This window comes from Paracoccus sp. TRP (genome assembly GCF_000185925.1).
In the GTDB taxonomy this organism is placed as follows: Bacteria; Pseudomonadota; Alphaproteobacteria; order Rhodobacterales; family Rhodobacteraceae; genus Paracoccus; species Paracoccus kondratievae.
The window spans coordinates 183,982-201,804 of the sequence record NZ_AEPN01000001.1 but is presented as its reverse complement, the minus strand read 5'-3'; the positions used below and the strand labels follow the sequence as shown (position 1 = coordinate 201,804).

Genomic DNA, 17,823 nt, shown 5'->3' with positions numbered 1-17,823 from the left:
AAGATGATGGCTTCGCCCCAAGGTTACCCCTGGGGCGATATGTTTCGAGCTCACTTTTCGGTTTTCTGCACCAAAGTATTAACCCGGCAGCTCGAACACGGTCAGCTGACCGCCCAGTTCGGTGTATTGTGACAGCGAGGCATAGCCGCCGACGGCGCCAAGACCGTCGTTGGGGTTGGTCAGGCCCGCCGCAAGGCCGATCCCGGCCCAACCGCCGACGCCCGACAGGACGCCGATGTACTGTTTGCCGCCATGCTCATAGGTCATGATGTTACCGATCACGCCCGAGGGGGTCTTGAACTTGTAAAGCTCATCGCCCGTTTCGGCATCGACCGCCTTCAGATAGCCCTCAAGCGTGCCATAGAAGACCACGTTGCCGGCCGTCGCCAGAGCGCCCGACCAGACCGAGAACTGTTCCGGGATCGACCATTTGATCTCGCCCTTGACGTTGTCCCAGGCGATAAAGTTGCCCATGCCGCCATGGCTGTTCGGAGCAGGGTACATCGACAGCGTCGCGCCGACATAGGGCTGACCGGCGCTATAGGCGACGCGGAACGGCTCATAGTCCATGCAGACGTGGTTCGTCGGGACGTAGAACAGGTTCGTCTTGGGCGAGAAGGCCGCCGGCTGCTGATCTTTCGTGCCAAGCGCCGCCGGGCAGACGCCGGTGGTGTTGGTGTCTTCGCCGTTCTGGTCGGTCGAGTATTCGGCGACCACGGCCGGGCGGCCATAGGTTTCCGAATTCGGGTCCATATCGACGCCGGTGGTCCAGTTCACCGCCGGATCGTATTTTTCGGCCACCAGCAGTTCGCCCGATTCGCGATCCAGCGTGTAGGCGAGACCGTTGCGGTCAAAGTGGGTCAGCAGCTTGCGTTCCTGACCGTCGATGGTCTGGTTGGTCAGGATCATCTCGTTGACGCCGTCATAGTCCCATTCGTCATGGGGCGTCATCTGATAGAACCACCTGGCCACGCCGGTATCGGCATCACGCGCCATGATGGTCATCGACCACTTGTTGTCGCCCGGACGCTGAGCCGGGTTCCAGGTCGAGGGGTTGCCGGTGCCATAGTAGATCAGGTTCAGCTCGGGGTCATAGGAATACCAGCCCCAGGTGGTGCCGCCGCCGATCTTCCACTGATCGCCTTCCCAGCTGCTCAGCGAGCTGTCCTTGCCGACCGGTTTGCCCAGATGGGTGGTCTTTTCCGGGTCGACGAGGAGTTCTTCGTCCGGGCCGGTCGACCAAGCCTTCCACACCTCTTTGCCGTCAGCAAGGCTGTAGGCCGTCACCCGGCCGCGCACGCCGTATTCGCCGCCCGAGACACCGACGATGACCTTGTCCTTGACCGGCATCACGGTCGCGGTGTTCGTCTCACCAATGGCGGGATCGCCGGTCTTGACCGACCATTTCACCTCGCCAGTCTTGGCATCAAGAGCAACCAGGGTCGTGTCAGCCTGATGCAGCAGAATCAGGCCATCGGCATAGGCCACGCCGCGGTTCACGGTGTCGCAGCACATCACCGCGATGACGTTCGGATCCTGTTGCGGCTGATAGCGCCACAGGATCTTGCCGTTGTCGTTCAGATCCAGTGCATAGACGTTGTTCGGAAACGGCGTGTGGACATACATGATGTCGCCGATCACCAGCGGCGAGCCTTCGTGCCCGCGCAGCACCCCGGTCGAGAAGGTCCACGCTACCCGCAGGTCCTTGACGTTATCCTTGTTGATTTTGTCCAGCGTCGAATAACGCGTGTTCGCGTAGTCGCCCGTCTGGATCGCCCATTGCTCGGGCTTGGCAATCTCGGCCAGCACACTGTCATTGGCCAGCGCCGGGACGCCGGACAAGAGCAGCGCAAGACAGGCACTGTTCATCAGCTTTTTCATGAATTTTCCTCCGCCATGACGGTGACTGCGCGTCTCCTCCCGCGCGGGCACCTTCTGTAGGCCAAGGTTCAGGCCCAGCTGGCTTCACGTCAACGCGAGCGGCTGGCTGTTTGGACCAAAGTATTAGGGAAATTAGGTAATAGGTATGGGGCAAACGCCCTGCCCCATACTGTCGAAATCGCCCGGACCTCAGCCCAGCCGTTCAGCGTGCCACTGGATGTGGTCGGCCATGAAGGTCTGCACAAAGAAATAGCTGTGGTCATACCCCTGCTGCATGCGGAAGCAGCCGGGCTGACGACGCCCGGTCATCGCATGGGCCAGCGCCTCGGGCTTGAGCAGGTCAAGGAACTGGTCGTCCGTGCCCTGATCGATCAGGATTTCGCCCGGATAGCCGCGCTCGCGCATCAACAACGTCGAGTCATGGCCCCGCCATGCCGCCTTGTCCGCCCCCAGATAGGCGGTCAGCTGCTTGCGGCCCCAGTCAGATTCGCTGGGGTTGGCGATCGGGGCAAAGGCCGAAACGGACTTGTAACGCTCGGGGAATGTCATCGCGATGGTCAGCGCCCCATGCCCGCCCATCGAATGGCCGGTAATGCCCTGCGCATCACGATCAAGCGCGAAGTTGTTAAAGACCAGTTCGGGCAGTTCATGGGTAACATAGTGCCACATGCGGAAATGCGGTGCCCAGGGCGCCTCGGTCGCATCGACATAGAAACCCGCGCCCTGCCCCAGATCATAAGCCGGATCATCAGCCACCCCTTCGCCACGCGGAGAGGTGTCGGGAAAGATCAGCGCGATTCCAGCCTCGGCCGCCCATTCCTGTGCGCCGGCCTTGGTCATGGCGTTTTCATGCGTGCAGGTCAGGCCCGAGAGGTACCAAAGCACCGGCACCTTACGATTCCTGGCCTCTGGCGGCAGATAGACCGCAAAGGTCATGGCCGTACCGGTCGCCTGCGACTGGTGGCGATAGACGCCCTGAATGCCGCCAAAGCTGCGGTTCTCCGAGAGGGTTTCATAGGCCAGCGTCATGAGTTCTTCCCTTCTGTCAGGTCGTGGAACATGACCAGCGCGTCGACATAGCCATGTCGGGGATGAAGAAACGCGCCGGGCAGGCGGCCGACAATGGCGAAACCTGCTTTCTGCCACGAATGAACGGCATCGGAATTGGTCGACACCACGAAATTGAACTGCATCGCCCGGAAACCCTGCGTGCGCGCCCAGTCCTTGGCATGGGTAACCAGCCGGCTGGCGATACCACGACCGCGCGCCTCGGGGTGGGTGGCAAAGCTTGCATTTGCCACATGCGATGCAGGACCGGGCCGGTTGCGGCCGACGTGACTGGCGCCCAGCACCTTGCCGTCCAGTTCAGCGACAAAAGCGGTAAAGGGCGCGGCGAACCAGTCGGCCAGCGCCTCTTCCCGCGTGATGTCAGTCGGGATGCAATAGGTTTCGCCTGCACGATAGACAGGCTCAAGGATCGTCCAGATCGCCTCATGATCCGCAGGCGTTGCGGGACGGATCAGGATATCAGCCCCGCCCCGCATCAATGCGTTCCCTTCATTTCAGCTCATCCACCGAGCGGATAACCTTGCCCAGCAGACCGTAATCCAGCGCCTCTTGCGTGTTCAGCCAGAAATCACGCTGGGTGTCTTTTTCGATCCGCTCGACCGTCTGGCCGGTGGCATCAGCAAAGATCCGGTTCAGCCGATCGAGCATCAGGCGCATCTGTTCGGCCTGAATCATGATGTCGCTGGAAGTTCCGCCGATCCCACCCGAGGGCTGATGCAGAAGGAAACGGGTGTTGGGCAGGCAGTAACGGTTTTCCCGCTCGGCACCGACAAAGATCAGCGCCCCGGCCGAGACCACCCAGCCCGAGCCGATAGTGCGCACGGTCGGACGGATGAACTTGATCACGTCATGGATCATGTCGCCGGATTCGACATGACCGCCGGGCGAGCTGATCAGCATGTTGATCGGGGCGTCGCTGTCCTCGGCCAGGGCCAGCAGATGCGCCACGGTGCGTTGCGCCAGCTTGTCGGTGATCTGACCGGCAACGATTACCGTACGGGACTTGAAATAGAGCTTGCCGAGCCGGTCGCCTTCGGGAAGGCCAAGCCCTTCGTCCTTCTGGCCCTCCTGGCGGCGCTCGTCCTCGTTGTCGTCATCGTCGTCCAGGCGGAAGTGCTTTACCATGATCGGTCCTTTCATGTTGACGGCGGGACCGGTTTCCCGCCCCCGCCGTCCTTTTACCTAAGCAGGCCTTTACGATCAGTAAAGGACGACCGAGCGGATAGACTCGCCCCGGTGCATCAGATCAAAGCCTTTGTTGATCTCATCCAGCGTCAGGGTGTGGGTGATCATCGGGTCGATCTCGATCTTGCCTTCCATGTACCAGTCGACGATCTGCGGCACATCGGTGCGGCCGCGGGCGCCGCCAAAGGCCGTGCCCTTCCACACCCGGCCGGTGACAAGCTGGAACGGACGGGTGCTGATTTCGGCCCCCGCCGGCGCCACGCCGATAACGACCGAGACACCCCAGCCGCGATGGGTGCATTCCAGCGCGTCGCGCATCACCTTGACGTTCCCGGTGCAGTCAAAGCTGTAATCCGCGCCGCCGATCTGGTCGAAGGGCGTCTTGGTGACGTTGACGATTTCCTGCACCACGTTTTCGCAGTTCTTCGGGTTGATGAAATGGGTCATCCCGAAACGCTCGGCCATCGGTTTTTTGTCGTCGTTCAGATCGACACCGATAATCATGTCAGCCCCGGCAAGGCGCAGCCCCTGAATCACGTTCAGGCCGATGCCGCCAAGACCAAAGACAACCGCCTTGGCACCGATTTCGACCTTGGCGGTGTTGATCACCGCACCGATGCCAGTGGTGACGCCGCAGCCGATGTAGCAGATCTTGTCGAAAGGCGCATCCTCGCGCACCTTGGCCACCGCGATTTCGGGCAGCACGGTGTAGTTCGAGAAGGTCGAGCAGCCCATGTAGTGATAGATCGGCGTACCGTCGAGCATGCTGAAACGGCTGGTGCCGTCGGGCATGAGCCCCTGACCCTGCGTGGCGCGGATCGCGGTGCAGAGGTTCGTCTTGCGCGACAGGCAGGACGGACATTGGCGGCATTCAGGGGTGTAAAGCGGGATGACGTGATCCCCCGGCTTGACCGAGGTGACGCCGGGACCGACCTCGACCACGACGCCCGCACCTTCGTGACCAAGGATCGAGGGAAAGATCCCTTCGGGATCAGCGCCCGAAAGGGTGAATTCGTCGGTGTGGCAAATGCCGGTCGCCTTGATCTCGATCATCACTTCGCCCGCCTTGGGGCCCTCGAGATTGACTTCCATGACTTCCAGCGGCTTGCCGGCTTCCAGCGCGACGGCGGCACGGGTTCTCATATCACATTCTCCTTAAGTGTCGGCCCTGGGCCTGCTGTTTTCTCATGGATTCGGGGGCCGGTAAACCGACCCCCGCCATCTGTCACGACCGTCGGACACTCAGGCGGCAAGAACGCCCGAGCGCTTGGCGATATGGGTGGCAATCGCATCCATCAGCGGCGGCGACAGCGCGTCATAGGGTTCCAGCCCCAGTTCACGCAGTCGGGCGCGGATCGCGTCCATGCGGCTGGGATCGACGCCCGATTCAATGACCGAGCTGACAAAGGCCGCAAACTCGGGTTGCGACCAGCCGTCCTCATCCGACAGTTCGGTATGGACAAAGTCCAGCCCATAGAAGGGATGGTCCTTGTTTTCGATCCGGCCATACATATGCGCACCGCACCCTTTGCAGCGATGACGCTGGATCGGCGCCTCGGCATTCACGATCTCAAGCTTGTCGGCGCCTTGCACCACCTCAAGCGCGTCGCGGCTGACGACCGCGACCTGTGAAAAGATCGCGCCCTCGGGCTTCCAGCATTTGGTGCAGCCGCAGACGTGGTTATGCGCGGTTTGCGCGCGAATCGCGACCCGGACCGGATCGGTGCTGCACTTGCAATGCAACTCCCCACCCGAGAAGCCGGGTCTGGCCGGTTTGATGCCGTTATCCACGGCGGGATGTATCTTCACCCCCGAAGTATCCACCATAGTCCCGTTCTCCCCCTCAAAGCTGATGGGTCGAGGTTCGCGCGGCACCCGCTTGGGAACAAGTGGGCAAAAGGTTGTATTCGCTGGCAGTCCGGCTGCGTAGCCGGACGGGGCCGCACCTCATACCTCGGGCCGGGTGACAAGCCAGAGGCCGATCACCGCGCAAATCAGCGTCTGGGCGGCGACAAGCCGGGGATCAAGTCCAAGCCACAGCGACCAGCAAACACCGGCTGACATGGCAGCAACCGCCCAGATCTTGGCGGCGCGCCCGATGACGCCACGCTTGCGCCAGGCGCGGATCGGGGGCCCGAAGCGCGGATCGCGCATGATCCGGGCGCTGATGCGCGGGGACGAGCGCGCAAAGGCCCAGACCGCGACCAAAAGGAACGGCACCGTCGGCATGACCGGCAAGAACACCCCGATCACGCCCAGTGTCAGGGCGAGCCAGCCCACGGAAAGCCAAAGATAGCGCATTTTTATCCTGCCAGTTCGCGCAGGATCGCGTTCAGCACCGGCCGTCCGGCCTCGGTCGCCATCAGCCGGTCACCTTCGACAGAAATCAGCCCCAGTTCGGTCAGATGCGCCAGCCGCGCCTGCGGCAGTTCAGCCCCATGGGCAAGATAGCGCGACATCTCCATCCCCTCGGACAGACGCATCGACATCAAAAGATACTCCAGCGCCCGGTCGGCAAGACCAAGAGCCTCGCGCCCGCTTTCACCGTTGCCCCGCGACTCGACCGCCTCAAGCCAGGCCGCAGGGGCGCGATGGGCCTCGGTCGCCCAGCGGCCCGAGGGCAAGGTCAACCGGCCATGCGCGCCGGGACCCGCCGCCGCCCAGTCGCCCTGCCGCCAATAGATCAGGTTATGGCGGCTTTCCGAGCCAGGCCGGGCGTGGTTCGAGATTTCATAGGCGGGCATCCCGGCAGCAGCGCAGACCTCTTGCGTATCAAGATACATATCCGCCGAAAGATCATCATCCGGCAGGCCCCTGAGCCCACCCTTGGCGTGACGTGCGCCAAAGGCCGTGCCGGGCTCAATCGTCAACTGATAGGCCGAGAGGTGATCGACCGCCATGCCAAGAGCCTGCGTCAGCTCGCGCCGCCAATGGGCGCGATCCTGATCCTGACGGGCATAGATCAGGTCAAAGCTGACCCGCGTGAAGCAATCCCGCGCGATATCAAAGGCGGCGCGGGCCTCGGCCGCTGAATGCATTCGGCCCAGACGGCGCAGATCCTGGTCATTCAGCGCCTGCACACCCATCGACAGGCGATTGACCCCCGCCGCAGCATAGGCGCGAAAACGGCCCATCTCGACACTGGTCGGATTGGCCTCAAGCGTGATCTCGATGTCATTGGCAAAGGGCCAGGCCTCGCGGGCGGCCTCGATCACACCGGCGACGGTTTCAGGCGCCATCAGGCTGGGCGTGCCACCGCCGAAAAAGATGCTGTTCAGAACGCGGCCCGGGATCTCATCGCCCAGACGCGCGATTTCACGCCGATAGGCGGCAAGCCAGCGGCCCTGGTCTATCACCGCCGCGACATGGCTGTTGAAATCGCAATAAGGGCATTTGGCTGCGCAAAAGGGCCAGTGAACGTAAAGGCCAAAGCCCCCGGCCCGCCAGTCCTCGGCCAGCGTGGCGGCGGGATGCGCGGTGCCGTCTGGCGCAAAGGCTGGCGCGGGGGCTGGCATGGGTTGGGTCATTCCCGATAGGCGGTCACTTCGATCTCGACCTTCATTTCGGGTCTGATGAGCCCCGCTACAACCATTGTCGCGGCAGGTAACGCATCCTTCATCGCTTCGCCCAGAACCGGGGTAATCTCATCAATGATCCGGGGATCGGTGATCGTGTATTGCACCCGCACGATATCAGCGGGCGCAAAACCGGCCTCGGCCAGCGTGGCAAAGATGGTGGCAAATGCGTTACGCGCCTGATCTGCCGCACTTTCCGGCATGGTCATGGCCGTGTAATCATAGCCCGTGGTTCCCGAAACAAAGCACCACGGCCCCCTGACCACCGCACGGCTGTAGCCAAGTGCGGCCTCAAAGGGGGAACCGGTCGAGATTCTACGCAAGGAACGCCTCCAATTGACGAAAGGCGCGGGCGCGGTGGCTGATCGCGTTCTTTTGCTCGGCAGGCATTTCGGCATAGGTCACGTCATGACCTTCGGGCACAAAGATCGGGTCGTATCCATGGCCCTGTTCCCCACGCGGCGGCCAGACCAGATGGCCCGGAGCGACACCCTCAAAGATCTCTTCATGCCCGTCAGGCCACAGTAGGATCAGCGTAGCGCGGAATTGGGCGGTGCGTGGCTCGGGCACGCCGCGTTCATCAAGCTCGCGCCAGGTACGTGTCATGGCCTGCATGAAATCGCGCCCGTTCGGCGTCTCGGCCCAATCGGCGGTATAGACGCCGGGTGCGCCATCAAGCCCGTCAACCGTGATCCCACTATCATCGGCAAGCACCGGCAGGCCAGTCGCCTGCATCGCGGCCAGCGCTTTGATGCGGGCATTACCGATAAAGCTGTTTTCGGTCTCGGCGGGTTCGGGCAGACCCAGCTCTCCGGCGCTGACGACCTCGATCCCGTGCGGGGCCATCATGGCGCGGATCTCTTCAAGCTTGCCGCGATTATGGGTGGCAAGCAGCAGCTTTCTTTCGGTCAGCTTGCGCATGAGATCGCCTCGTTCTGGGCACGGACCAGTTCGGCGACGCCTGCCTCGGCAAGATCAAGCAACTGGTTCATCTCGGACCGGGTAAAAGTCGCGCCCTCGGCCGACATCTGCACCTCGATCAGGCGGCCCGCGCCGGTCATGATGAAATTGCCGTCCGTGCCTGCCTCGCTGTCCTCGGCATAGTCCAGATCCAGCACCGCCTGACCGGCATAGATCCCGCAGGACACCGCAGCGACATGGTCCATGATCGGATCAGAGGTGATGATCCCGGCCTTGAGCAGTCGGTTGACTGCCAGCCGCAGCGCCACCCAGCCACCGGTGATCGAGGCGCAGCGCGTGCCGCCATCAGCCTGGATCACGTCGCAGTCGATGACGATCTGCCGCTCGCCAAGGGCGCGGCGATCGACGCCGGCGCGCAGGGCGCGTCCGATCAGGCGCTGGATTTCCTGAGTGCGGCCCGATTGGCGGCCCGCCGCAGCCTCGCGCCGGTTGCGGCTGTTCGTGGCGCGCGGCAGCATTCCGTATTCCGCCGTCACCCAGCCCTGTCCCGAACCCTTAAGAAAGGGCGGCGCCTTATCCTCGATCGTGGCCGAGCAAAGCACGCGCGTATCGCCACAAGAGATCAGGCACGAGCCCTCAGCGTGGCGCAAAACCCCGGTTTCGATTGAAATCGGGCGCATATCACTTAAATTCCTGCCTGAGGGACGCATCTTTCATTCCTTTCGGGGGTTTTGCTGTTCAGATACAGGTCTGACGCTATCGACTGCAACCCGTGAACGACCTGACCAGATTGCCAATGCCTGAAACTCCGCTGCTATCCGATCTGAACGACCGCTCGCGCGAAGTGTTTCGGCGCGTGGTCGAAGCCTATCTCGCCACTGGTGAGCCCGTCGGCTCACGCACGCTGACCCGGGAAATGACCGAAAAAGTCAGCGCAGCAACAATCCGCAATGTGATGCAGGACCTTGAGCTTCTGGGCCTGCTTGATCACCCGCACATCTCGGCCGGACGCATGCCGACCCAGCTGGGGCTGCGGCTGTTCGTCGACGGGCTGATGGAGGCCGGTCCGGTCTCGTCCACTGATCGCGAGATGATCGAGGAAACGCTTGGCGATGAAAGCGGCGACACCGGCGCGATGCTTGACCGGGTCAGTACGGCACTGTCGGCGCTGACGCAGGGTGCCTCGCTGGTGCTGATGCCCAAGCAAGAGGCCCCTGTCCGGCATATTGAGTTCATCGGCCTTGCGGCCGACCGGGCGCTGGTCGTGCTGGTCTTTGCCGATGGTCGGGTTGAGAATCGTATATTTACCCCCCCGCCCGGCCATACCGCCAGCGCCATGCGCGAAGCAGCGAATTTCCTCAATACCGTGGCCGAGGGCCGCACACTGGCCGAACTGCGGCGCAGTGTCGCACAGGAGATCGAGGCAAGCCGCCGTCAGCTGAACAGCATGGCGGCCGAGCTTGCGTCCTCGGGCCTCGCAATGTGGGACGGGGAAAACAACGATCCGCGCCTGATCGTGCGTGGACGCGCCAATTTGCTGGCCCATGAACAGGCCGATCTGGACCGCGTCCGCCGGCTTTTCGACGATCTGGAGCGCAAGCGCGACATCGCCGAGTTTCTGGAACTGGCCGAGCAGGGTGAGGGTGTGCGTATTTTCATCGGCTCGGAAAACAAGCTTTTTTCACTTTCCGGTTCCTCTCTGGTCGTTTCGCCCTATATGAATGCCGACCGGAAGATTGTTGGCGCGGTCGGTGTAATCGGTCCGACGCGGCTGAACTATGGCCGCATCGTCCCGATCGTGGACTATACTGCGCAGCTTGTCGGCCGGGTGATCTCTGGCCGGAAAGGATGATGAGGATATGACAAAGGAAAACGCGAACGGCAGCCCGCTGGACGAGGAAACCATCGACCCGCTGGCCGATGAACAGGCCTCGCCCGATGTCGAGGCTCTGATCGCCGAACGGGACGACTATCGCGACCGGTTTATCCGCGCGCTTGCCGATGCAGAGAATGCCCGCAAACGCGCCGACAAGGACCGCCGCGAAGCCGAGCAGTACGGCGGCTCGCGACTTGCGCGTGACCTTTTGCCGGTACATGACGCACTGACCCGCGCCCTTGAGGCCGCCGGCGAAGAGCAACGCGCCGCGGCAGCCGCACTGATCGAAGGCGTGGAGTTGACCCTGCGCGAACTGAACAACGTCTTTGCCAAGCACGGAATTCAGGTCATTACCCCCGAAATCGGCGAGAAATTCGACCCGCAGAAACATGAGGCGATGTTTGAGGCGCCGGTTCCCGGCACCATCGCCGGCAATATCATTCAGGTTATGGATAACGGTTTCATGCTGCATGACCGTCTGCTCCGCCCGGCCAAGGTTGGCGTCAGTTCAACCCCTGCCAGCTAGGAACTACCCGTCTTCCCAGACAAAACCCCCGGGAGCTCACCCCGGGGGGTTTTTCATGCGTAATTGATTGATCTGGCTGGTTTTGTGGGAATATAGGCCAAATATACCAGATATAGTATCAGTTCCCGGCAAGAATCTGGCAAAGACGATCAAGCTGATCAAGGTCGCGATAGGAAATCACCAGCTGACCTCCGTCAGTTCCCGAGTGACTGATCGTCACTTTCATCTTCAGATGCGCGCTCAGATCACCCTCAAGGGCGCGGGTGTCTGCGTCCTTTTCCTGCTTGGGCGCCCTGGGCTTCTGGGCCCTCGGACCCTCGGCTTGCCGGCGAACCAGTTCTTCGGTTTCGCGCACCGACAGGTTCTTTTCAATCACCCTGCGTGCCAGCTCAACCGCATTCGGCGCAGTGATCAGGGCACGGGCGTGACCGGCAGTCAGTTTGCCTTCTTTGAGCCAGGCCTGAATCTGATCGGGCAGGTTCAACAGGCGAAGCAAGTTGGCGATATGGCTGCGGCTTTTGTTCAGTGCTTCGGCCAGCTTTTCTTGCGTATGGCCGAAACGCTCCATGAGCTGGCGATACGAGCTCGCCTCCTCGATCGCGTTCAGATCTGCGCGCTGAATGTTCTCGACAATCGCAACTTCCAGCACTTCGGTATCGTTCAGGTCACGAACGATGACCGGAACTTCATGCAGCTGGGCAATCTGTGCTGCACGCCAGCGACGTTCGCCGGCGACAATCTGGTAAAGCCCCCGATCAGTCGGATGCGGACGCACGATCAGCGGCTGCAGCATGCCGCGGTAGCGAAGCGAATCGGCCAGCTCCTGCAGCGCCTCAGGCGCAAAACTGCGGCGGGGCTGGTCGGGGTTGGGGGTGATCTGTTCGACCGGAAGCATCTGGCGCGGTGCCGGACGCTCGGACGGAATCAGGTCCACATCGGCCATCAGCGCCGAGAGGCCACGGCCAAGACCACGTCTTTCTACCCTGTTCTCTACCATGATTCCTCCTCAGGCGGTCGCTAATTGACGGGACAAGAATTCCTTTGCCAGCTCACGATAGGCCTGGCTTCCTTTGGAATTCGGATCGTAATGCAGCACTGGCTTTGCATGAGAAGGCGCTTCGGACAAGCGGACATTACGCGGAATCACCGTGCGATAGACAAGGCCAGACAGGGTGTTACGCGCATCAGCCTCAACCTGCTGGGACAGGTTGTTGCGGCTGTCGGCCATGGTCAAAAGCACGCCTTCGATCCGTAAATCGGGATTGGCGGTCTGACGCACCTCGCGCACCGTCATCAAAAGCTGCGACAGCCCTTCAAGCGCGTAGAATTCTGCTTGCAGCGGTACCAGCACACTATGCGCAGCCACCATCGCGTTAACCGTCAGCAGTCCAAGCGCCGGCGGACAGTCGATCAGGATATAGTCGAATTCCATCGTACCCGAAAGCTTGCGCCGCAAAAGCTGCGTTCGGCCGGCACGACTGGACAGCTCAAGATCCGCTGAGGCCAGATCACGGTTTGACGGCACGATTTGCAGGTCGGAAATATCGGTGTCTTGAAGGGTGTCCTGAAGTGTCTGCTCCCCGGTCAGCAGATCATAAGAGGTAAGCTCGCGCTCTTCCAGCGGCACACCTAATCCTGTGGATGCATTGCCCTGAGGATCAAGGTCTATGATTGCAACCTTCTGCCCCTGCTCGGCCAGCGCCGCACCCAAGTTGATGGCCGTGGTGGTTTTACCAACCCCACCCTTCTGGTTTGCAACGGCAATAATGCGAGTATCAAGCATGGCGAATTCCCGTGATCTCCAGAATGGCCGCGTCAGGATCTGTCGCGCTTGGGTGTGCTTTCAGGTCAAATGACCAGTCTTTCCGGGCCTCGGATACCTCGGCTTGCCAGTTACGACCCTTCATCAACCAGGCAGTTCCATCAGTTTCCAGATGCCGTTCCACATATGACATGAGGCGTGGAAGAGGGGCAAGCGCCCTTGCACTGACATGCGCTGCTTCGAGCCGATCCAGGACTTCGATCCGCTGGGAGATCACCTGCGCATTTTTCAACGACAGCTCACGTATCGCAGTACGAAGAAAGGATGCTTTCCGCTGATCACTTTCGACCATCGTTACATTAAGATCGGGGCGGGCAATGGCTAAGACAACAGCCGGTAAACCGCCTCCGCTACCTAAATCCGCCCATTTCCCCTGTGCCCCAACTGAAACTTCAGCCAGATGGGTGCAATCCGCGATATGGCGGGATTCGATCTGATCGACCGTCGAGGGGGCGATCAGATTGATAGCGGGATTCCACTTCCGTAGCAGCGCGGCATAACCCGCCAACTGCCCGGCTGTTTCACGTGAAACACTCAGCATGCTTTTTGGCGCATCCCAGTGCGTATAACGGCGAGAATGAGTGTCAAAGCTGCCGGGGTCATCCCTTCAATTGTCGCTGCTGCAGCCAGACTAGTTGGCTGATGTTGTTTGAGCTTTGATTTCAGTTCATTCGATAGCCCAGAGAGGGCATCATAATCAAAGTCAGTCGGGATAGCGACGGCTTCTTCCTTGCGCAACAGCTCAGCATCCCGACTCTGGCGATCCGCATATTGATGATACAGCGCATCAACGGCCAGCTGCTTGATGGTCGCTGCATCGTACGAACTAAGCTCTTGATCAAGTTCAAGTACTTGATCTTGAGGGATTTCATTCTGCCCCAAGAGAGAGAACAAACTGCGGCGCACGCCATCCTGACGAACCTCGATTCCTGCCCGCCGCAGATCCGAAGGAGAGAGGGTGATCGCCTCCGCACGCTGGCGGGCAAGAGTATAGCGTCTCTGCTTCTCGGCAAAAGCAGCCTGACGTTCTTGTCCCACGCATCCGGTTTCGATCCCGAGTGAGGTAAGCCGTTGATCGGCATTATCGGCACGAAGCGACAGTCGGAACTCTGCCCGCGAGGTGAACATGCGGTAGGGTTCGCTTACCCCGCGGGTAACCAGATCGTCGATCATCACCCCAATATAGCTTTGCGACCGGCTGAAATGCAGCGGACCCCTGCCCTGAGCTTTCAGCGCAGCGTTTAGGCCAGCAACCAGCCCCTGGGCGGCCGCTTCCTCATAGCCGGTAGTGCCGTTGATCTGTCCGGCAAGGAACAAGCCCGTTAACACTTTCGCCTCTAGCGCCGGGGTAAGGGCGCGCGGATCTACGTAGTCATATTCCACAGCATAGCCAGGCTGGACGATTTCGGCCTGCTCCAAGCCGCGAATCGAGCGAACATAGGCAATCTGTACTTCTTCCGGAAGGGAAGTTGAGATGCCGTTCGGATAGACCAGATCGCTGTCCAGCCCCTCTGGTTCAAGGAAAATCTGATGCGAATCTTTGTCAGCAAAGCGGACAATCTTATCCTCGATCGAGGGACAATAGCGCGGCCCGACGCCATCGATTCGTCCCCCGTACATCGCCGAACGACCGAGGTTTTCGCGGATCACCCGGTGGGTTTCAGTATTGGTGTGGGTGACTGCGCAACTGATTTGCTGAACCATTGGCGCCGAGTTCAGGTAAGAGAACATCGTCGGCTCGTCATCGCCGGGCTGCTGGTCAAGACTATCCCAGTCAATACTTCTGCGGGCAATGCGCGGCGGCGTCCCGGTTTTCAATCGACCCAGAGGCAGGTCCAAGGGCTTCAGCGAAGCCGCAAGTGAGACAGAGGCAGAGTCACCCCAACGGCCTGCCTGTTTGGTAACCTCTCCGATATGGATCAGCCCATTGAGGAAAGTCCCGGTCGTCAGAATAATCTGTCGGGACAGAAGCTCCCGCCCATCCGCCAGCCGCAGCCCGACAACCTGGCTATTTTCTTGAATTAATTCAGCCGCTTCTCCCAGAAGAACGGACAATCCCGATTGCGCTGCAACCGCTTGCCCCGCCGCCTGACGGTAGAGTTTGCGATCAGCCTGCGCGCGCGGCCCCTGCACAGCGGGACCTTTGCGACGATTAAGAAGGCGGAACTGGATTCCAGCTGCATCTGCCAACCGCCCCATAATCCCGTCCAGTGCATCAATTTCTCGCACCAAATGACCTTTTCCAAGACCACCTATTGCAGGATTGCAGGACATAGTGCCGATATCGGTCTGGTTCATCGTCACCAGAGCCGTTTCGACGCCCATACGGGCAGCGGCCATGGCGGCCTCGACGCCGGCATGGCCTCCACCAATCACGATTACGTCGTAATGTTTCACGTGAAACTCTACTTTCCGATGCAGAACGAGCTGAAGATCTCGTCCAGATAATCCTCGGCCCCGACCCTGCCAACCATCATCGCCAAAGCTTGAGCTGCCTGACGCAACCCTTCTGCAAGCAGCTCTGGCGCCATATGTTTGTTAACTTCCAAAGCAAGCAGTGCTCGCTGCAAAGCTTCTGCTTGGCGACGATGACTGACCAGACCTGAATCAGCAGCCCTGACTCGCAGGCGATCATAAACCATATCCAAAAGCTCTGCGACCCCTTCCCCGGTCATGGCCGAAATCGCCATTCCCTCACCTTGTCCCAGATCGGATTTGGAGCGAATGACAATATCTCCGTCCTTCACCTCCTCGACAGGCATGCCATCGACCGAAAGATGAATACGCAGATCAGCCTCTTCAGCGCGCTTCAGAGCTCTGGCCACGCCCATCGCCTCGACCGGATCACTGCTTTCACGCAAACCAGCCGTGTCCAGGAAAGTCACCGGCAGGCCACGCAGGTCAGTGCGCAGCTCAAGAATATCCCGTGTTGTCCCCGCAATATCGGAAACCAAGGCTACTTCGCGCTGTCCGATCCGGTTCAACAGTGTGGATTTACCAGCATTCGGAGGACCAATAATCGCTACCTCATAACCCTGACGCAGCCGTTCAGTGGCAGGATAAGTTGCAAGCATCTGCTGAATATCCAACCGCACTTTATCGATCAGATCAAAGACCTCTTCGGGAACATCCTCGGGAACATCCTCATCAGCAAAATCTATGCTGGCCTCAACCAGAGCTCCGGCCCGGATCAACCCCGAGCGCAGCTCGTCAGCTTTCTGCCCAAGCTCCCCCTCAGTCGCCCGCATGGCAAGTTTGCGCTGCGCCTCGGTCTCGGCTGCCAAAAGATCTGCCAGACCTTCAGCCTCGGCAAGATCCATACGGCCGTTCAGGAATGCACGCCTGGTGAACTCACCTGCCTCAGCCCGCCGCAGACCACGTGCCAGTAAAGCCTGAGTCAGCCGGTTCACTATGATCGGTGCACCGTGAATATGCAGCTCGGCCACTTCTTCGCCGGTAAAGCTGTGCCCTTCCTCGAACCATAGAACCAGGGCGCGGTCGATCAGATCTTCGCCATCCCTTAATGCGCGCAGCACCGCAATTCGTGGTGCTGCTATCGGTCCGGCAAGTGATTCCAGTGCCGCACGTGCCTTCGGCCCGCTCAGGCGGACAACCGAGACGCCTCCCCGACCGGGAGGCGTCGCCTCGGCAAAGATCGTGTCCACCGCATCCTCCGCGCCATCAGGCGTTCATTGAATCGAAGAACTCGCCATTGGTCTTGGTCTGCTTCAGCTTCGAGATCAGGAACTCGATCGCATCCGTTGTGCCCATCGGGTTCAGGATACGCCGCAGCAGATAGGTTTTCTGCAGATCTTTGGGATCGACCAGCAGTTCCTCTTTACGGGTGCCGGACTTAAGGATGTCCATCGCCGGGAAGACACGCTTGTCAGCGACTTTACGATCCAGAACGATCTCGCTGTTGCCAGTGCCTTTGAATTCTTCAAAGATCACCTCGTCCATGCGCGAACCGGTGTCGATTAGTGCTGTCGCGATGATGGTCAGCGAACCGCCCTCTTCGATATTCCGCGCCGCGCCAAAGAAGCGTTTTGGACGCTGAAGCGCATTCGCATCGACACCGCCGGTCAGAACTTTACCCGAACTGGGCACGACGGTGTTGAACGCCCTACCAAGTCTTGTGATCGAGTCGAGCAGGATGACAACATCTCGCTTATGCTCGACCAGACGCTTGGCCTTTTCGATCACCATTTCCGAAACGGCAACGTGACGGCTGGCCGGTTCGTCAAAGGTCGAGGAGATCACCTCACCCTTAACCGAACGCTGCATATCGGTCACCTCTTCCGGGCGCTCGTCGATCAACAGGACGATCAGATAGCACTCGGGATGGTTCTTTTCGATCGAATGCGCAATATTTTGCAACAGGACCGTCTTACCGGTGCGCGGCGGTGCAACGATCAGCGAACGCTGCCCCTTACCAATCGGCGCCACCAGATCAATGATCCGGGCCGAACGGTCTTTGATAGTCGGGTCTTCGATCTCCATCTTCAGCCGCTCATTGGGGTAAAGCGGGGTCAGGTTGTCAAAGGCGACCTTGTGACGGGCTTTGTCAGGATCCTCAAAATTGATCCGTTCTACTTTTGTCAGGGCGAAATAACGCTCATTCTCGCCGGGCGCACGGATCACGCCTTCGACCGTGTCACCGGTGCGCAGGCTGTGCTGGCGGATCATGTCGGGGCTGACATAAATATCATCAGGACCGGGCAGATAGTTCGCCTCGGGCGAGCGCAGGAAGCCAAAACCGTCCTGCACCACCTCAAGAACGCCGTCACCGCCGATTTCATAGCCTTCTTCGGCATGTTCTTTCAGCAACGAGAACATCATCTCGCCCTTGCGCATGGTCGAGGCGTTCTCGATTTCCCATTCCTCGGCCATGGCCAGCAGGTCAGCGGGGCTCTTGGCCTTGAGATCGGACAGATTGAGGCGTTCTTCGGTCATGTCTTGCCTATGGGCG

19 protein-coding genes are annotated in these 17,823 nt (G+C 60.3%); 2 read left to right on the top strand and 17 right to left on the bottom strand.

Annotated features, from left to right (window positions below):
* Nucleotides 1-78: 78 nt before the first annotated feature.
* The 11 genes from PARACOCCUSGL_RS0100955 to rph form a co-directional block, all read right to left on the bottom strand.
* Nucleotides 79-1,881 (bottom strand): methanol/ethanol family PQQ-dependent dehydrogenase, encoded by a 1,803-nt coding sequence (locus PARACOCCUSGL_RS0100955; RefSeq protein WP_010392133.1) that lies wholly within the window; start codon nucleotides 1,879-1,881, stop codon nucleotides 79-81.
* Between the two features lie 189 nt (nucleotides 1,882-2,070).
* Complete coding sequence (gene fghA, locus PARACOCCUSGL_RS0100950; protein WP_010392131.1) at nucleotides 2,071-2,910, bottom strand: S-formylglutathione hydrolase; 840 nt, start codon at nucleotides 2,908-2,910, stop codon at nucleotides 2,071-2,073.
* The gene (locus PARACOCCUSGL_RS0100945) at nucleotides 2,907-3,425 is read right to left on the bottom strand and encodes a GNAT family N-acetyltransferase (RefSeq protein WP_010392129.1); all 519 of its coding nucleotides are present in this window, start codon (nucleotides 3,423-3,425) and stop codon (nucleotides 2,907-2,909) included. The genes fghA and PARACOCCUSGL_RS0100945 overlap by 4 nt, the downstream gene beginning before the upstream one ends.
* A gap of 13 nt (nucleotides 3,426-3,438) precedes the next feature.
* On the bottom strand, nucleotides 3,439-4,074 hold the full coding sequence (locus PARACOCCUSGL_RS0100940; protein ID WP_029371233.1) for an ATP-dependent Clp protease proteolytic subunit: 636 nt from the start codon (nucleotides 4,072-4,074) through the stop codon (nucleotides 3,439-3,441).
* Nucleotides 4,075-4,149: 75 nt separating this feature from the next.
* A complete protein-coding gene (locus tag PARACOCCUSGL_RS0100935) occupies nucleotides 4,150-5,277 on the bottom strand; it encodes an S-(hydroxymethyl)glutathione dehydrogenase/class III alcohol dehydrogenase (protein ID WP_010392127.1) in 1,128 nt (375 codons plus the stop codon).
* Nucleotides 5,278-5,376: 99 nt separating this feature from the next.
* Nucleotides 5,377-5,961 carry an S-(hydroxymethyl)glutathione synthase gene (gene gfa, locus PARACOCCUSGL_RS0100930; RefSeq protein WP_010392124.1) on the bottom strand — a complete coding sequence of 195 codons (585 nt, stop codon included), beginning with the start codon at nucleotides 5,959-5,961 and terminating at the stop codon, nucleotides 5,377-5,379.
* Between the two features lie 120 nt (nucleotides 5,962-6,081).
* The gene (locus PARACOCCUSGL_RS0100925; RefSeq protein WP_010392123.1) at nucleotides 6,082-6,435 is read right to left on the bottom strand and encodes a YbaN family protein; all 354 of its coding nucleotides are present in this window, start codon (nucleotides 6,433-6,435) and stop codon (nucleotides 6,082-6,084) included.
* A 2-nt stretch (nucleotides 6,436-6,437) separates the two neighbouring features.
* Entirely contained in the window at nucleotides 6,438-7,649 is a 1,212-nt protein-coding gene (gene hemW, locus PARACOCCUSGL_RS0100920) for a radical SAM family heme chaperone HemW (protein WP_010392121.1), read from the bottom strand.
* 8 nt (nucleotides 7,650-7,657) lie between these two features.
* Entirely contained in the window at nucleotides 7,658-8,032 is a 375-nt protein-coding gene (locus PARACOCCUSGL_RS0100915) for a RidA family protein (RefSeq protein WP_029371229.1), read from the bottom strand.
* On the bottom strand, nucleotides 8,025-8,630 hold the full coding sequence (rdgB, locus tag PARACOCCUSGL_RS0100910) for an RdgB/HAM1 family non-canonical purine NTP pyrophosphatase (RefSeq protein ID WP_010392116.1): 606 nt from the start codon (nucleotides 8,628-8,630) through the stop codon (nucleotides 8,025-8,027). Before rdgB ends, PARACOCCUSGL_RS0100915 begins: the two co-directional genes overlap by 8 nt.
* Entirely contained in the window at nucleotides 8,618-9,340 is a 723-nt protein-coding gene (gene rph, locus PARACOCCUSGL_RS0100905; protein ID WP_010392113.1) for a ribonuclease PH, read from the bottom strand. Before rph ends, rdgB begins: the two co-directional genes overlap by 13 nt.
* An 86-nt stretch (nucleotides 9,341-9,426) precedes the next feature.
* On the opposite strand from rph, the gene hrcA reads away from it, so the two are divergent.
* Nucleotides 9,427-10,482 (top strand): heat-inducible transcriptional repressor HrcA, encoded by a 1,056-nt coding sequence (hrcA, locus tag PARACOCCUSGL_RS0100900; RefSeq protein ID WP_010392110.1) that lies wholly within the window; start codon nucleotides 9,427-9,429, stop codon nucleotides 10,480-10,482.
* 7 nt (nucleotides 10,483-10,489) lie between these two features.
* A complete protein-coding gene (locus PARACOCCUSGL_RS0100895; RefSeq protein ID WP_010392108.1) occupies nucleotides 10,490-11,032 on the top strand; it encodes a nucleotide exchange factor GrpE in 543 nt (180 codons plus the stop codon).
* A gap of 118 nt (nucleotides 11,033-11,150) precedes the next feature.
* On the opposite strand, the gene PARACOCCUSGL_RS0100890 is transcribed toward PARACOCCUSGL_RS0100895, so the two are convergent.
* From PARACOCCUSGL_RS0100890 to rho, 6 genes are read right to left on the bottom strand one after another with little or no spacing between them, the layout of a single operon-like run.
* Nucleotides 11,151-12,029: a ParB/RepB/Spo0J family partition protein gene (locus PARACOCCUSGL_RS0100890; RefSeq protein ID WP_010392106.1), complete on the bottom strand. Its 879-nt coding sequence runs from the start codon at nucleotides 12,027-12,029 to the stop codon at nucleotides 11,151-11,153.
* A gap of 9 nt (nucleotides 12,030-12,038) precedes the next feature.
* Nucleotides 12,039-12,815: a ParA family protein gene (locus PARACOCCUSGL_RS0100885; RefSeq protein WP_010392105.1), complete on the bottom strand. Its 777-nt coding sequence runs from the start codon at nucleotides 12,813-12,815 to the stop codon at nucleotides 12,039-12,041.
* A complete protein-coding gene (gene rsmG, locus PARACOCCUSGL_RS21330; protein WP_010392103.1) occupies nucleotides 12,808-13,395 on the bottom strand; it encodes a 16S rRNA (guanine(527)-N(7))-methyltransferase RsmG in 588 nt (195 codons plus the stop codon). Before rsmG ends, PARACOCCUSGL_RS0100885 begins: the two co-directional genes overlap by 8 nt.
* Nucleotides 13,389-15,251, bottom strand: a complete 1,863-nt coding sequence (mnmG, locus tag PARACOCCUSGL_RS0100875) for a tRNA uridine-5-carboxymethylaminomethyl(34) synthesis enzyme MnmG (RefSeq protein ID WP_010392101.1) — start codon at nucleotides 15,249-15,251, stop codon at nucleotides 13,389-13,391. Before mnmG ends, rsmG begins: the two co-directional genes overlap by 7 nt.
* Nucleotides 15,252-15,259: 8 nt before the next feature.
* The gene (gene mnmE, locus PARACOCCUSGL_RS0100870; protein WP_010392099.1) at nucleotides 15,260-16,519 is read right to left on the bottom strand and encodes a tRNA uridine-5-carboxymethylaminomethyl(34) synthesis GTPase MnmE; all 1,260 of its coding nucleotides are present in this window, start codon (nucleotides 16,517-16,519) and stop codon (nucleotides 15,260-15,262) included.
* 16 nt (nucleotides 16,520-16,535) lie between these two features.
* Complete coding sequence (rho, locus tag PARACOCCUSGL_RS0100865) at nucleotides 16,536-17,807, bottom strand: transcription termination factor Rho (protein WP_010392096.1); 1,272 nt, start codon at nucleotides 17,805-17,807, stop codon at nucleotides 16,536-16,538.
* Nucleotides 17,808-17,823 lie beyond the last annotated feature (16 nt).

Bases quoted from the DNA above. Each gene is read 5' to 3' on its own strand.
- PARACOCCUSGL_RS0100955 (WP_010392133.1), bottom strand. From the start codon at position 1,881: ATGAAAAAGCTGATGAACAGTGCCTGTCTTGCGCTGCTCTTGTCCGGC.
- fghA (WP_010392131.1), bottom strand. From the start codon at position 2,910: ATGACGCTGGCCTATGAAACCCTCTCGGAGAACCGCAGCTTTGGCGGC.
- PARACOCCUSGL_RS0100945 (WP_010392129.1), bottom strand. From the start codon at position 3,425: ATGCGGGGCGGGGCTGATATCCTGATCCGTCCCGCAACGCCTGCGGAT.
- PARACOCCUSGL_RS0100940 (WP_029371233.1), bottom strand. From the start codon at position 4,074: ATGGTAAAGCACTTCCGCCTGGACGACGATGACGACAACGAGGACGAG.
- PARACOCCUSGL_RS0100935 (WP_010392127.1), bottom strand. From the start codon at position 5,277: ATGAGAACCCGTGCCGCCGTCGCGCTGGAAGCCGGCAAGCCGCTGGAA.
- gfa (WP_010392124.1), bottom strand. From the start codon at position 5,961: ATGGTGGATACTTCGGGGGTGAAGATACATCCCGCCGTGGATAACGGC.
- PARACOCCUSGL_RS0100925 (WP_010392123.1), bottom strand. From the start codon at position 6,435: ATGCGCTATCTTTGGCTTTCCGTGGGCTGGCTCGCCCTGACACTGGGC.
- hemW (WP_010392121.1), bottom strand. From the start codon at position 7,649: ATGCCAGCCCCCGCGCCAGCCTTTGCGCCAGACGGCACCGCGCATCCC.
- rdgB (WP_010392116.1), bottom strand. From the start codon at position 8,630: ATGCGCAAGCTGACCGAAAGAAAGCTGCTGCTTGCCACCCATAATCGC.
- rph (WP_010392113.1), bottom strand. From the start codon at position 9,340: ATGCGTCCCTCAGGCAGGAATTTAAGTGATATGCGCCCGATTTCAATC.
- hrcA (WP_010392110.1), top strand. From the start codon at position 9,427: ATGCCTGAAACTCCGCTGCTATCCGATCTGAACGACCGCTCGCGCGAA.
- PARACOCCUSGL_RS0100895 (WP_010392108.1), top strand. From the start codon at position 10,490: ATGACAAAGGAAAACGCGAACGGCAGCCCGCTGGACGAGGAAACCATC.
- PARACOCCUSGL_RS0100890 (WP_010392106.1), bottom strand. From the start codon at position 12,029: ATGGTAGAGAACAGGGTAGAAAGACGTGGTCTTGGCCGTGGCCTCTCG.
- PARACOCCUSGL_RS0100885 (WP_010392105.1), bottom strand. From the start codon at position 12,815: ATGCTTGATACTCGCATTATTGCCGTTGCAAACCAGAAGGGTGGGGTT.
- rsmG (WP_010392103.1), bottom strand. From the start codon at position 13,395: ATGCTGAGTGTTTCACGTGAAACAGCCGGGCAGTTGGCGGGTTATGCC.
- rho (WP_010392096.1), bottom strand. From the start codon at position 17,807: ATGACCGAAGAACGCCTCAATCTGTCCGATCTCAAGGCCAAGAGCCCC.